Annotated in this window: 10 protein-coding genes and 3 pseudogenes; 2 read left to right on the top strand and 11 right to left on the bottom strand. The window is 41.3% G+C overall.

Annotated elements, in window-relative coordinates:
- From LMH68_RS06940 to LMH68_RS06960, 5 genes and pseudogenes are all read right to left on the bottom strand, one after another.
- On the bottom strand, positions 1-1017 hold the full coding sequence (locus tag LMH68_RS06940) for a glycosyltransferase family 2 protein (RefSeq protein ID WP_229648377.1): 1017 nt from the start codon (positions 1015-1017) through the stop codon (positions 1-3).
- Positions 1014-2525, bottom strand: coding sequence for a lipopolysaccharide biosynthesis protein (locus tag LMH68_RS06945; protein WP_413755682.1), 1512 nt, complete (start codon positions 2523-2525; stop codon positions 1014-1016). Before LMH68_RS06945 ends, LMH68_RS06940 begins: the two co-directional genes overlap by 4 nt.
- 357 nt (positions 2526-2882) lie before the next feature.
- Positions 2883-4013, bottom strand: coding sequence for an ISAs1 family transposase (locus tag LMH68_RS06950; protein WP_120459716.1), 1131 nt, complete (start codon positions 4011-4013; stop codon positions 2883-2885).
- 482 nt (positions 4014-4495) lie between these two features.
- Complete coding sequence (locus LMH68_RS06955; RefSeq protein ID WP_267869032.1) at positions 4496-4621, bottom strand: hypothetical protein; 126 nt, start codon at positions 4619-4621, stop codon at positions 4496-4498.
- A gap of 303 nt (positions 4622-4924) precedes the next feature.
- Positions 4925-5418: pseudogene (locus LMH68_RS06960) on the bottom strand (helix-turn-helix domain-containing protein); the annotation flags it as partial.
- 274 nt (positions 5419-5692) lie between these two features.
- On the opposite strand from LMH68_RS06960, the pseudogene LMH68_RS06965 reads away from it, so the two are divergent.
- Both LMH68_RS06965 and LMH68_RS06970 read left to right on the top strand, forming a co-directional pair.
- Positions 5693-6179, top strand: a pseudogene (locus tag LMH68_RS06965) (hypothetical protein).
- A gap of 11 nt (positions 6180-6190) precedes the next feature.
- Positions 6191-6737: pseudogene (locus tag LMH68_RS06970) on the top strand (N-acetylmuramoyl-L-alanine amidase).
- Between the two features lie 187 nt (positions 6738-6924).
- On the opposite strand, the gene LMH68_RS06975 reads toward LMH68_RS06970, so the two are convergent.
- From LMH68_RS06975 to LMH68_RS07000, 6 genes are all read right to left on the bottom strand, one after another.
- Positions 6925-9093 carry a polysaccharide biosynthesis tyrosine autokinase gene (locus LMH68_RS06975; RefSeq protein ID WP_229648324.1) on the bottom strand — a complete coding sequence of 723 codons (2169 nt, stop codon included), beginning with the start codon at positions 9091-9093 and terminating at the stop codon, positions 6925-6927.
- Positions 9094-9215: 122 nt separating this feature from the next.
- Complete coding sequence (locus tag LMH68_RS06980; protein ID WP_229648323.1) at positions 9216-9656, bottom strand: low molecular weight protein-tyrosine-phosphatase; 441 nt, start codon at positions 9654-9656, stop codon at positions 9216-9218.
- 101 nt (positions 9657-9757) lie between these two features.
- The gene (locus LMH68_RS06985) at positions 9758-10891 is read right to left on the bottom strand and encodes a polysaccharide export protein (RefSeq protein ID WP_229648322.1); all 1134 of its coding nucleotides are present in this window, start codon (positions 10889-10891) and stop codon (positions 9758-9760) included.
- A gap of 416 nt (positions 10892-11307) precedes the next feature.
- Entirely contained in the window at positions 11308-13425 is a 2118-nt protein-coding gene (locus LMH68_RS06990; protein WP_229648321.1) for a YjbH domain-containing protein, read from the bottom strand.
- A gap of 182 nt (positions 13426-13607) precedes the next feature.
- The gene (locus LMH68_RS06995) at positions 13608-14519 is read right to left on the bottom strand and encodes a serine/threonine protein kinase (protein ID WP_229648320.1); all 912 of its coding nucleotides are present in this window, start codon (positions 14517-14519) and stop codon (positions 13608-13610) included.
- Positions 14520-14538: 19 nt separating this feature from the next.
- Positions 14539-15081: an outer membrane beta-barrel protein gene (locus LMH68_RS07000; RefSeq protein WP_050652060.1), complete on the bottom strand. Its 543-nt coding sequence runs from the start codon at positions 15079-15081 to the stop codon at positions 14539-14541.
- Between the last annotated feature and the right edge of the window lie 117 nt (positions 15082-15198).

Below are 15198 nucleotides of genomic sequence, written 5' to 3' on the forward strand. Positions count from 1 at the left end.
TTAGATAATGTTTCTCATTTTAGATAGAAAGCGTGCTAAAATCAGGGCGAATATCCTTGGTTTTACACGTAGTGCCTGCAGTATTAGCCTGTAATAGTTTGGTATATTTGGGATAGACGAAAGTATAACTTCACTCTGGAATTCGGCACTTAAGACTAATGTTTCAAAATCATCAAACTTCTTTTGGGTAAGCATTAAGTTTACATACTCAAGGGAGGCGTAAACTAAGTTAAAATTAAGCTTATCTTCAATATTATGGAAGTTGAAATGATTAATGTTGAGTTCTAAGAGCTTATCTCTAGTTTCTAAGAATAACTCAAACTGGCCTGGACGATATGATTTCATCACACTTCCAGTCGTTTCTACATGGTAGTTATACATCGCTTTATCGATAAATATGAACTTATCGCATTTCATGTAAACGTAAAGATTGAACCAATAGTCTTCTGCACGAACTCTAGTTTCATCGATAACGAAATTGTTAGCTTGGAGAAAATCACGTCGATAAAGTTTATTCCAAAGGCTCTCTACACCATCGCCACTCCCTTTGTAGTACTTACTTATTACATGCTCTTTGATCATGCTAGAGTCTAGGGCAATATATGGTGGAATATTACAGATTACAGGAGTAGAAGAATTAGCTGTTTGTATATTGAAACCACACATGACTACATCGGGTTTATGTTGGTTGATTTCAGCAGTCATAGCGCTGTAAAAATCATTTTCTACAGTATCATCGGCATCAACAAATCCTATGTATTCTCCTGTTGCTAATTCCATACCTACATTTCGAGCATGGGCAGGCCCTGAGTTAGCAATTTCTTTATAGGTAATACGTGGATCATTATCGGCTAATTCATTACATACCAATGAAGTATCATCTGTTGAACCATCGTTAATAATTATTACTTCTATTGTTGAGTGACTTTGATTTAAAACCGAATTAATCGTGCTAGCGATAGATGCCTGTGCATTGTAAGCAGGTATTATTATTGATAACGTACAGTTACTTTTCATTTTTTATATCGCTTTATTTTTGTAACCATGATATTCCTCACTTTAGAATGCCCGATTAATAACACTACAAAGGCAAAAGTGCCACTTAAAATAAAATATGTGGCTTCTTCCCATTTAATTTTATTATCGAACGCATAGAAACCATAATCAACTAAGGTTGCATATACAATACAAACGACTACCAATTCTGATATCAACGAATACGCTATACTTCTCCATGGTAGATAAAATGCCTTTTTGCAAAGAAAATATGACTTCCATATTATTACAATAAAAAACACGCTTAATGCTGTCCCGAATAGTACACCCACTGGGCCAAAATATAGCCCAAAAGCAATCGATGCAATTAAGTTGATAATGACCTCGAACAAAGGTGCTTTAGTATCAGAAAAAAGTCCGTATGCCTGAATAAAGGTATCATTTGCACCTCTAGAGATCATAAAATAAAGATTTAAAGATATTATAAAAACAAACTCTTGAGGCAATATATAATTGGATCCAAGCCAAATAAATATCACATCATTCACAAATCGACCAAACATAAAAAACACAAATACAGCAATAGTGAAGTACAAATATCTTACAACACGATATAATTCAAATGAATCCTCCCTTGATCTATTCGAAACAAAGTTACCAACACTTGCTGTCAAACCTGATGTAGCGGCAGACTGTAGCATCTTTATTGCACCACTTAATATAGTTGCATTCCCTATCATGGCTACAGTAGACAATTCTGAAAATTTATAGATTAAAATAGAATCGCTGGATCTAAAAACAAAATCACCTGTCTTGTGTAAGACTAGCTGCTTAGTCTTAGTGACGATTTCACTAGAATCTTTATATAGTCTAGTTAAGCCTTTCCCTGTGCTTTGAAGCCAACCATAATGTTTATTCACATATCGATTAATAAAAATTATTGAAATAGAACTAGTAAAAACACCAATAGACAACCAAGCAAATTCGCCTAAACCAACGTATAGCGCACCAATTTGCAAAATAATCTTTGTAATATTTAGCCCATCTCTCCAACATGTAATTACATAACTTTTTTGATTTGCACTTAGAATAATTTGACGATAATTAAATACGTATTCAAGTACAACAGATAGGATAAACACCACATAAGCGAAGTAGATAACACTAAGGTCTATCTCTTGCTCTGGAAAAAAGTATGGAATAAACAGCGCAACTATTGAGCCTAACACTACCATACTAAGACCAATGAGCTTGTAGGCTTTACCTAAAAAATCTATGGTGGTGTTTACTGTTTTGTAATCTTTTTCTGCTAATGGTTTGTACAGTGTTGAAGACACCGCAACCGACAAGCCCATTTCGGCAAGGCTCAAAAAGCCGATTATGCCCAATAGCGTTGTGGTTAGGCCTATAAACTCTGGGCCTAATTCATCTAAAAATAACTTACGAGACGCCATTCCCAATGCAAAGGTTATCACCATGAAAAAAAGGCCTACTTTTGCATTTTTAATTACGTTGCTAATACGGCTCAAACTGCCACCTTAATATGTATCCTCAATTGCACATTATATAACTTTATTATCAATAAGTAGCCCTATAACTCGGACAATAATATTGTGCATTGCTATGTATTGCTTGAAATAACTATATTGGCTAAGCTAATCCCAGTTACCCTCACCAAAACCTTCAATACCCTCCCAACCTTCAAACCCAGTAATCACTGCTAAAATAATTAAGAAAACAATATCAGTTAGCGTGTGATATATTTTAAACCTTAATGAGGATATCGAATAACTGAAAGGGGCGTTGTTGATCAAATCAGCTTGAAGATCAACGACACCATATGTAGCTAGCCGTTAGCTTCTAACGGGCATACCTACAGGGCAAGATTACGAAGCCCCTTGCCCTGCAAGGACTTGCGAAAGGTAAGCGTTATTGCGGTTCGCTTTTTTCTGCTTTCTTTTGATCCCTGCTTTGAAGCTGATTTCTTCCGTCAGCAGATTTAAAGCTATATGTCTTATAACTGCTAAATTCTCACCGGCTTGCTCTCGACGTATCCGACATTCATCTTCTTTAAAACCAACGTCTAATCGCCAGTGCATCTGATTTTCAATGCTCCAATGTGCTCGCGTGCTCTCTAGTAAAGCTTTAGCCGTTAGTTTTGCTGAGCTTATGTAGTGCTTGATTTGCATTCTTTCTGCTGGCTTATCACCTTCTTGACGAATTGAAACGACCATACCAATGGTGGAGAGTCCCGCCCAATCAAGCGCTATATCGCCTAAGAAATCTGTATTGTGAACAACCATACTCAAACGCGTTTCTGTACGACCATGTCCTTTCTCTTGAGTGACGTATTTATCACCTTCAAAACTATTAAGCATACTAGAATTAAACACTTGGCTAATCGCTTGCTCCAATCGTTTTTGATTACCTTTTACCGCTAAGAGGTAATCTGCATCTTGGCCGACTATCTTTTCAGCTATATCCTTCTGGCATCCCATAGCATCAATCGTCACTAAACAACCTTGTAAGGAAAGCATTTCAAGCAGTTCGGGGATCGCTTTGATTTCATTGCTTTTGTCTGCTGTTTTAACCTGCCCTAACACAACTTGATTTGCAGCACTAAACGCACTAACCATATGGATTGCACCACAACGCTTGTCTTTGTTGTATGTGCCTCTGAGAGTTTTGCCGTCGATAGCAATCACTTCACCCTCAGTCACCTCATGACAGTCTTTCATCCACGCAGTAAAGCATCGTTGCAGTTGCTTGGCGGAAATAAGATTGATAACTCGGGCAATGGTATCGTGTACTGGTATGCCTTGTTTGAAATCACCATACTGTCTAAGCCATTCCAAGTTATCTTCACCAAAATCTTCAATATCCTCCCAACCTTCAGCACCAGCAATCACTGCTGCAATTGTTAAGAAGATAATGTCGGTTAGCGTGTGCTCTATTTTCCAAGCTTGGCGAGGGTCTCGAATAACTGAAATATGGTCCAAAAGGCTTAATCCGTTCATTAGGCTAAATATCTACTGTTAAAAAACAGTATATGATCACACCTAAATCTGATCATCAAATCGATCTTGGATGTATTGAGGTTATTGTGACTTCAGTATCTAATTAGTGAAAATATGACTTCACGTCATCCCTTATTCCATATGGGTTTTTCATGATCTTGCCCTGGTTCATCATCTTACCCGGTCATAAAAGCACCATAACAAATGCTTTAAGCTTTAGATTAGTCTTTGGGTACGCTACCGCCCTTAGGTCTGGCTCCTAAAGGCATAGTGGCAACTTTATACGGTTTTTATACGGTTTCTAATTTGCTGCGCATTCTAACAAAGTAAGTGCATATTGACCAGTTTGAAATTCACCATACTCTAACAAGCGTCTGACAAAGCGTTTATCTAGCGAAGACATCGCTGTAGTGGTACCACGATACGAAGCGTTAGTTGTTGTTTACCACTAAGAGTTCTTTAGTTTCAGTGCGTGTTAGCCCTTATGGGTAGTGGTTTACCAACAAGGCTAAGAAATCACCTATGTGTCCTTCTATCCACTCTATCTTTTTTTGTAAAATAGCTAACTTTTCTTTCGTTGTCAGTTTTTCTAAGCTGGTCTCGTCCATGTTGCCCTCTCCCTCATTCTATTTTTATCTCTTCACATTTGTTCGCTGTACTTACTCTTCTGGCTAGTTTTACTATTGGCTTAGCCCTACTACTAGTCTGACTTATCACTGCTTAGAATCCGTGTTCAGCGATTTGGATTGTACTAAGGCCTTGATATACGCTTCTAACGGGTTGGTGGTGCTTTTGGTCTTGTAGTCCGCTAGGGCCTGAGAGACAGGTTTGGGTTACATGGTCTTAGCAGCCTGTATGATTTTTACGAAACCTATAGCTAGCATGGCATACAGTTATTGCTGCACATCTCACTTTGGGTAGGTGCGCTCTAAAATTGTGGTGAACTCATGATAAATTGGCGCGCCGCCCTCTTTGGTGATCAGATAAATAACGGCTTCATCCTGTTGAATCATGGGGTTGGAGTTGTTGGCTTTAGGAGTCGATAACTGTTTTACAAAGAATGTCTGTTTTTTTGTTTTTTATCAAAGATTATGTATGCCTGGTGATCACTCTCCGTGCTGGATCTTGAGTCGCCCTAGTGGATGTATGATTAATCTATTTTCTCTGCATGGTCTATTTTCTCTGCATGGTCTGTCTTCTGTGTATGTTCTGCTTTGTCTAGAGCGACCTGCTGAATGTGGCTGTCGCTGGGTAACCGCAGCTGATATATACTGCTGCGCTGACGCCCTGAATTATCAAACTGCCTTATCCGCTTCACAACCCCTTGTTTTTTTTTGAGCTACTTAACGGTTCTTACCGACACTTCGCAGTATTGCTCTAAGTAATTTAGGGAAGGAAAACACATATGAATAACACTCCCTATTAATTGGTCATTCGTTCGAATAAAAGGCATTAACAACACTTTTGGAACTTTGGGGCGAAAGGCCTATGAGATAAGTTGTAACAAAAGATATCTATTGAATTGCCTCGAATGAATATACAATAGCAAACCTTATCAGAGATGACTTTTCGAAGCACCTCTCACTTTCCTGTATTGCTCCGTTTTGGCGTCATTACCGGCACCCCCAATCAAAAATGTTGAAGTAAATTGTCCTCCCTATACAGCAATAAGGTGCGTAATTAAGTCGATATTCTTTCTGTTTCTTTCAGCGTGCCAACCTGGAATGGCGAGCATCGAGTGTCTTGTTAACTCCCTAACTCAGTCACACCAACCATTGCTGCGTGACGCCCAATATAGCGACACTAGCACTGAAACTTAGCGATTATAAAGACAAGACTTATGACGACAAGCATTTCGAAGAGCCCGACTTGAAATATGCTCGTTTCGAAAATATGTTCTTTGAAGATTCCAGCTATGAGGGCCTTTGTTGGATAATCAGCCGAGCACGTCTCAGCCAACCACTCGGTTATTGCGTGATGTATTTACGCTATGTCAGTCACCACCTAGGTTATACAAAAGGCGTTGCATCCAGCTTGAAACAACACATTACATCGCAATTTAAAAGATTCGTTATCAACGTCTTTAATCACTTGGTTACAACAACACGAGGATTTGTTTTTCAAGCATTCCACCAGCAACTTATCGAATTCCACACCAGCCGTTAGAAGCGCCTGGTTTGCAAGAGCCTGTTGGTTCACGCGACCGGGGTTGCTCACAAGAACAGGCTAATTCTGATGAAAGAGCCCAGCTCACAAGAGCGAAGCCCTTCGTTCGAGCCTTGTTTACCTTCATCATCCTACTCTTTAGTCTGGTTTCGGTTTTACTCCGCTTACTTCATTACCCGCCATACTCTTTTATTACTGTGTATTGCAGCGCCACGCCGCCAAAGCAAGATGTAGACGTAGCCGAGATTAGTCGATGGCATAAAAAGAAAGGCCGACGCAATGTCGGGCATCACTTTGTTGTTCGTCGTAATGGGGATGTCCAATTGGGTAGGCCGCTGGCGCAAACCGGTGTAGATGTGAAAGGACACAACTAGGCAATGTTGGGGTTTGTTTGGTCGGCGGCTGTAATACAGGTCTGCAACCAGAAGATAACTTCACGCTGCTCAACGTAAGGCGTTGTTGGGTTTGATGGCTGCACTGCAAGAGCAGTTCTTGATGTTAGGTGAGAATGTTAAGAGGCATAAAGATTGGAGCGAGAATAAGGCACGTTCGGTTTGAAGATAATAGCTTGAAGAGCAGATCCGGGATGTGAGTAACGAGATTCTAAGGGCTAAAGAGCGGATTCCTGATACTTCGTCCCTCCGTTCTGGAATGACGGGGGGTAGTGACCACACCCCGTACTTTTCGAAACCGGATTACACGAATAACGATACAGCTCTTAGCTTTTCGTTCCCGTTACTGCTCTTTATTTCTTATCGCTCGAATATGCGTAGTTGTAGTAACCGTAGCCGTATGAGCTTGAAGCTTTCTTCTCGATAGCATTGAAGATAACACCTTTCACTTCGATACCTGATTGTTCGAAACGGTTACGAGCAACTTCGATCTCTTTAATGGTATTTTGACCATAACGCGCGACCATTAATGTAGTGCCAGCGAAGGTGCCAACAATGCTCGGGTCGGTTACCGCAAGTACGGGTGGGGTATCTACAATCACCAAGTCATACTCTTGTGATGCCCATTCCATTAACTCAGCAAAGCGCGGGTGCATTAGCAGCTCAGATGGATTAGGTGGTACTTGACCGCGAGTAATAATGTCGAGGTTGTCCACTGAAGTTAACTTCACTGACTGAGTGAACTCTTTCTTGCTACTCAATACATCAGAAAGGCCGTTATCCCATTTTAAACCAAAGCTTTGTTGTAGGTAGCCTTTACGCATATCGGCATCAATCAACAATACTTTTTGACCTGTTTTTGCAGCTACTGCGGCGAAGTTGGTCGAGATGAATGATTTACCGATGCCCGGCGCAGGGCCTGAAATCATCAACACATTGTTTTTAGCTTCTAACATCGCAAAGTGCAAACTGGTACGAAGGCCACGTAGTGCTTCAACCGAAAGATCCGCAGGGTTAGATTCAGCAAGCAGAGCTTCGGAACCATTAGTTAGTTTTTTCTTCGATTTAAAGCGGTTGGTTAGCTCAATCTGTAAATCAGATTTTGGTACCGCAGCATAAACCGGAAGGCCAATTTGTTCAATTTGGTCTGGGCTTTCAACACCACGGCGGAACGCCGAATTCAAGATAACAAACGCTACACTTAGCAATCCACCCAATAGCGTCGCAAATATAACAATAAACGACTTCTTCGGTTTAACAGCACCAGCATAAGCTTGAGCTTCGTCTAATATACGAACGTTACCGACAGTACCTGCTTTAATAATACTTAACTCTTGAACCTTGTTTAAAAGTTGAATATAGATTTGTTGATTGACTTCAACATCACGCGTCATACGCAGTACTTCACGCTGTGTTTTTGGTAGTTTTTGCACTTGCTTATTCAGGCGATCTTTCTCACCCAATAGCGTTTTACGTTTATCAAGTAGGGCTTTGTATGCAGGGTGATCTTTAGTAAAGCGCTGGCTGATTTCACTCTCTTTAAATGTCAGTTCATTCAATTGAGCCTCAAGCTCTACCATTACCTTTAAAGTTGATTGTGCTTCTAAGCCCAAGTCAATGGACTCATTCTTTTGTCGATATTGATTCAGTATGTCTTCATACCCCGTCAATTCTGACTTAATCCCAGGAAGGTGGCTTCTCAAAAAAGTGAGACTCTTCTCTGCTTCCGCTGAATTTCGTTGAACATTTTGCAAAAAATAAGTCTGGCTAATATGATTAAGGATTTCAGATATTTGTTGCTTGTTTTCACCTGTAAAACTCATATTAAGAATGCCAGTTTGCCTACCTTGTTCAGACAGAACTAATGAGCTCTTTAACCATCCAATTGCGGCAAGTCGACTGCGTTTACCTATAGCAAACTCAAAACCATTCCTCGATTCAAAGTCGGTAACGAATATGCTGTAATCACCAGCGGTTGCTAGCTCACCCACTTTACCAGTTAAGATAATGCGCTTATCGTTGCGCACCAGTTGATAAGTACCTTGTTCTGCATCTAAAATTTGAATTTTATGGGGGCCTATTGCATGCAGAGGAGTAACAAAGCGGCTGACTTTTATATAGTTGTTTACGCCTTTTAAACGCGCAAGACGTTTACCTATATAAGGCATGTAGATAGGTGATGTAACAGTGGTCAAATTGAGTTTATCTACTGTTTCGCCCAAGATCATACGAGATTTGATGATCTCTATCTCCGTTGTCACAGAGGACTTCTGAGAGAACGCATCTCCCATATCACCGACCATCGATGAAATGCCGCCAGAACTCTTCTCTTCAATTTGAATCAGGGCATCGGCCTTGTATATCGGAGTTGAAGATAAAGCAAATGCAATACCAAACATTGTAAAGGCAAATGTGGTGAGCATTATTAACCACTTAGCATCCAGCAGGATACCAAGCAATTTACCTAAATCTATTACATCAGGACTATTTGAAGACGGTTGCTGAGATGGTTGTGTTGTCATCAGGTTACTACTTCCTAAACTAGTACTTTAAAGAGAAGTGACATACTGTTTACGTGTCCTTATCTCTGTGTGATTCATTGACGGTTGTGTATATAACTTAGCGATTCGACTTTAGATATCAATTATAGTTTTTTTGCCCAAGCTTGTGCCGCTTCGTCAATCAGCTTATAAGCATATTCAAACGCTTCACGGCTTTGACGGTGCGGATCGGGAATATCTTTTTGACCAATCCACTGACCAAACAGCATGGTTTTACCACGCGCTTCCGGTGAGATTTGAGTGAGCGCCTCCATATGGCCCTTCTCCATCACCAATATCAAATCATACTGAGCACAAAGCTGTGGCGTGACTTGCTGAGACTGATGATTTTCAACATCGACCCCATTTTCTGCGGCGATTAAAATCGCCGTCTCATCTGCGGGCTTACCAATTAAACGACTTTTTTCGGCCGCAATACCAGCAGAGGCCACTTCTTTGTTTGGAAGCAACTTTTTAAGAACGCGCTCTCCCGTCGGGGAACGACAAATATTGCCCACGCAGACCACTAGAATTTTATTAAACATACTTTGTTTTCAACCATAATGAACTGATAAATATAATTAACGTCTAAATATAAAAAATCAGGTTACACGCTAAATGTAACCTGATTATTAATCTTCACTTGTTACCAATTACGGACGCGTAACATACCTTCAGTCAGCTCGTTAAAGCCAGAAATGGTAGGCACAAGTTGGCCAATCACACGGTTCCAACGGCTAATAGGTGCTGCCGTCACATAAACAATATCATAAGATTTCAAATCAAATTCGGTACCAATCACCAATGCTGATGCATCTTCCATATTGAGTTGGTAAATATCGGCCATGCGTTCTGACTTATCATCAGAAGTGCGAATCACAAACACACCGGTAGCATCGGCTGATAGCTGGTTAATTCCTCCGACGCTACTTAGTGCTTCAGTGAGACTCATCCCTGCACGATCAATTTTTAATAGTTGAGGCTCATTGACCTCACCCATCACAAATACTTTTTGAGCATCATTGCGTGGTACATGAACAATATCACCGGCTTGCAGTAACCTATTTTGAGTCAAATCGCCTTTCTGCATTAACGCATATAAAGAAACATACTCTTGCACACCATTACGAGTTAAAGAAACATTGCGCCAATCCGCATCTTCCGACAATCCCTCAGAACGGTTTATTGCATCCAATAACGTTAAAGGGATATTAGTAATCGCTTGTTGACCTGGTTGCTCAACTTCACCGGTAACATAAGTTTTCTGAGAACGAAAACCCGCTACGTTAACATCAACTTGAGGGCTTTCTATATATTTAGACAGACGCATCGTGATATCAGTACGAATCTCATCCACAGTCTTATCTAAAACATCAACGCTACCAATATATGGGTAGAAGATAGTGCCGTTTGAACGAACCCAATTACCTGCCTCTTCAGCACTACGATAAGAACCCGCAGGAATCGTCAATTCAGGATGGTCCCAAATGGTAACGTTTAAGATATCACCGATACCTACTTGGTATTCATATTTTGCAATATCAACATCTAACTTCGGGTTAGCTTGTGAAACCGCTAAAGATTCATTTCGGTACATCGATACTGATTGAGCTGTCAACGGGTAAAGGTTAACCACATCAGAGATATCAGACTCTTGCTGTTCCTCAGAAGGCTGAATCACATTCTTACCACCGGTAGACAGGTGAGTACCTGGAGTCGTACACCCTACAAGCAATGCAGGTATAAGCGCGAAAAGGAGACGATTTTTATTGATCTTCATGTTAACCAAGTAATAGAGATGGAATGTGTTGTGATACCCAAAAGGACACCCAAGGAAGTTAAGCGCGTAATTTTATCAGCTATGCAGTTTTAAATAGAGCTGAAGTGGAGAAATAATAAGATCTAGCTCTCATTTGGCATCGAAAAATCAAGATGCTACCGCCCTTTGATCGTCCGCGACACCACACTGCGTAGTTGATACCAAACGCAGCAAAAACGATGCCTGCATCCGGTCATTTTAATCCGTAAACATTATCCACAATTTGTGTTTATTATCAACCTAGTTGAATGGTTTAGGAGCAGATACGGGATACGGGTAAACGAGATGCGAAGAGCTAAAGAGCAAGAGCAAGAACAAGAGCAAAAAAAGAGCCAACACATGAGGTGCTGGCTCTTAGTTTTAGATGTTACGCTAAATTATTTTACTGCTTCTAAGTATTTTAGGTAAGCGTTGCGTAAGCGCTGTCGGTTTTCATAGTAGTAACTTGCGCCGATACGGTTACGGTTGAAGTACTGCCTTTCAATATTGTGTTGTAAGCCTGTATCAACACCTGAGCCTTCACCTAAACTGTTGCGACTTTCACCAACACGGGTTTGAAGCGCGTATACAAACTGGTCGATACCACGTAATTGAACGTAGTCAGGGCTCATATCACGCCATAGTGTCAGCGGAATCGCGATAGAAAGCGTCACAAAATCTTCGGCTTCACTGCTGCCTACTGCTTTTGTGGTCTGGTATGACGCATCAACTCTTACATCACCCAACCAGTGGCTGGTTGTCACACGTACCCCTTCATCGCCTTTCCAAAATTGACCTGCTTGCACTTTACCTTGCCAGTTCCAGTCCGGTCTTGAATAGGTGTAGTGACCAATCATAGGTGTCGCATCTAAGATAGCTTTCCCTCTTGAGTCATACTTATCTTGAGCAGAAAAGTTGGCGTATTCAGCTCCTAGAATGTGACGACCACTATTGCTCGCATACTGCGTTTCATTCAAAAAGCCCAAAAAGTTTCCGTAAACTTGTCCGAATGAGAATTGAGTGGTGAGGTTGTAAGGCAGTTGGAATGCTTGGTGGAAAAGAAACCTATCGACTTCATTTTCAAAGGCATTATCACCCCAAATTTCGCCCTCTTCAAAGTCGTCACTCTCTGCCAGTGGCATTACGTGTCGAACATCCAACGCGGCGCCCTTCCAAAGAGGCGTATATAAGTTAGTGGCAAGTGCTAAAGAGTAGTCAAATACACCGTATTCTGTCGCAGTATTGTGATACAAAGCTGGAGAAACAATCACCTGCGTACGGCCAAAGCCTGAACGCGCCACCTCTTTATCAAAGTTTGCTTTTGCATAACTCTTTTTCACATCTGAGGTGCGAACAAGAAGGGTTTTGCAAGGTTCACCCGTTTTTACAAATTCACGGTAACATGGTGCGCTCGTGATCACTTCCATCATCGGAATGTCATTCACCAAGTTAAACAGGCGAATGTTTTGTTGTTGGTAGTTTTTAACCCCGAGGTCTTGAAGCATACCTTCTCCGACATAGGAAGAGATAATACCCAAGGCAACACCAACACCATCGACTTGGTTACGGTTATAACGTCGGTTTTCCAGTGCTACGTTTAAACCAATATCATCAGCCGAAATTCTAACGTTAAGAAAGCCTTCATCAACCAGTGCTTTTTTAAGTTGAACCATACCGGCAAATTTATGATGTGCTTGTTCTACTGCGATCTTATCTTCTAGGGTTAACTCATTCACTCGGCGAGACTCAGAGAAGCCCATTAAAGGAGTCGATGCAGCTACCGACCAAATATCGATATCGGCATTACCACTGGTATAAAATTGGTATTGAAAAGATAATTGCGTATCCAGTGGCAGGTAGTGTTCAGGTGTAAACACCTTAAGGCCAGCGTTAAATTGGTGAGAGTCGTGCTCTGCAATAAGCTGAACAAAATCCAACGGCTGATATTCTAAGCTGGCAAAAGGCCCGTTCAGAACGCCATGGCTCACTTCTGATTTACCATAACCGGCACTAAACCTTGCAGGGACAAAGTCAGGCTCAAAATCGGCTACTGCATAGTAGGTTTCAAAGTTGCTGGCCGCGCCACCAAAGTCTTGAACACCTATGGCTAAATCGAATCCTGTCCAATCTTTAACGAAAGGAAGTTGGTATTTAAACGATGCCGACAAATCACGAATACCGTTACCACAATTAGGATTGTAGTTCGGTACATTTGGATAAAGGTGGCAATCGTACGTTTTTGTGACAATTCGACCCGCCGCTTCAAAACCATCGAATAAACCAACGCTGAATAATATGTTATCTAGCTCACTGGTTTTCCCTCTATATGGTACGCCTTGACCATAGAGGTAAGAGATGTCGCCAGTGTCCATCACTTGAGCATTGGGCACAATGATTGCGCCGGTATAACTTTGAGACGACATCAAGTTATCGACGGCGTAAGCATTGGAAGCGATCGCTAATGCGCTAAGAGATGCTATGAAAGATGCGTTTTTAGAATAACTGAGTATTTTCATTGGGATACAATAGGTTTTAACCGTATGTGACAGTGACTATGTTAGATAGTGGCCGTGTTTATTAGTAACAGTGCTTGAAAGTGACTATGTTTAATAGCGACAGAGTTTAATGGTGACAGTGCTCGATATTAATAGCATGCAAAAAAGGCACCGAGTGGTGCCTTTTATTAATGATGCTTAAATTAGCCGCCAGTACCACCGCCGTTACCGCCGCCGCCAGTACCACCAGTACCACCAGTACCACCAGTACCACCAGTACCACCAGTTGGTGGGTTAGTACCATCATCTGGGTCTGGTACAGGTTCTGAATCTTTTGGCGGTGGAAGAGTATCTACATTATTAGGGTCTTTCACTGCATCTTCAATTAACGTTGGGTCTTCAGTCAGATCTAGATAAATCTCACCACCAACCGGCGCTGTAGGGTAATCAGGGTAGCTTATAAGAACTTTTTCAGTGATTGCAACCGCTGCGTCAGACAACTCTGTTGCTGATGCATTCGGGCTTACTACAAGTACGTCTGATAGTACCGCAGCTGTCGCTGACACTAAGCTAGCATCTTTTGCTGGAAGGTCTTCAATAATTTCTTGTGTACGACGCAGGAAGTCAGCTACTGAAGTAACACCATTGTTTAGCAAGCCATCTAAGCCAAGGTCTGTAAGCACTTGAACACCTGTAGCTTCAGTATATGGCTGGCCATCTAGCTCTTTCTCGATCAAAGTAGAGATTGGAGAAGATGTAACAAGGTCATCGTAGTTCGCTAAGCCTTTAGGGAACTTGTAGCTTACCTTGCTCATATCTTTACCGTTAGAAACGTCCACTGCACCTGCTGTTGCGTTGTAAGCAAATGAACAAGTTTCAGGGTAGTTCAGAACAGTAAGTTCAGTAACTTCAGAAACACCGTAATAGTTTGTTTCTTCAAGAGAACCCTTTGTACCATCGTCACAGCTGAATGTGCCTTTCATACCCATAACTGCAGGGTCGAATGCCATAATATTGCGGTACGCTTGCTCAGGTGGCACGCTGTTGTTGTTGTCACTGCCACAACCACCAAGGATTGCACCAACGACTGATAACGCTAAAATTTTATATTTCACAATTTATCCCTACAAATGATTAAAAGCTATGAGACAAGGCAACATTAAACGAGTCGATATCGACACCACCAATATCTTGATATAGCTGGTATTCAATACCAACCTTCATCGCTGATGTAATCGAGTATTCAGTACCAAAAGCAATCGTTGGAGTCACACCAGAATCGTCAGACTCAACACCTGGACCGTTTGCTTTCCAGTCATAAATGGCGATGCCACCTTTTGCGTATAACGCTAAGCTGTCCGTTACATTTCCAGAGGCTTTAAGAACCACATCAAAGCTGCTTGCTTCGTAGCTGCCACCTGCAATGTCTTTAAGATCATACTCGCCAAGGTAGTTATAACCACCTTCGATGGCCAGTGTATCTACGATATGATAACCAACAAACAGACCGTAAGATGTGTCTGAGTCATCAATAGCCGTGCGGCTTTCGACTAATGGTGCAAAGTTATCGGCCGTTACATTACCAACTTTAGCGCCCACGTATAAATTTTCAGCTCCAACAGCTGTTGCTGATAGCAACAACAAAGGAGAAACCCTAGCTAACCACTGCATTTTCATATAATTATATCTTCCATATTTCAAACTGAACTGAGGCTGATTTTCCTAGCAAATCTAAGCGATAGTCTAATCAGTTTTTGTATGAAAGCCCCAAAAGCAGACACTCATACACGCCAT

Origin of the sequence: Vibrio sp. F13, from assembly GCF_020806305.2 — a bacterium.
Classification (GTDB): Bacteria; Pseudomonadota; Gammaproteobacteria; order Enterobacterales; family Vibrionaceae; genus Vibrio; species Vibrio crassostreae_C.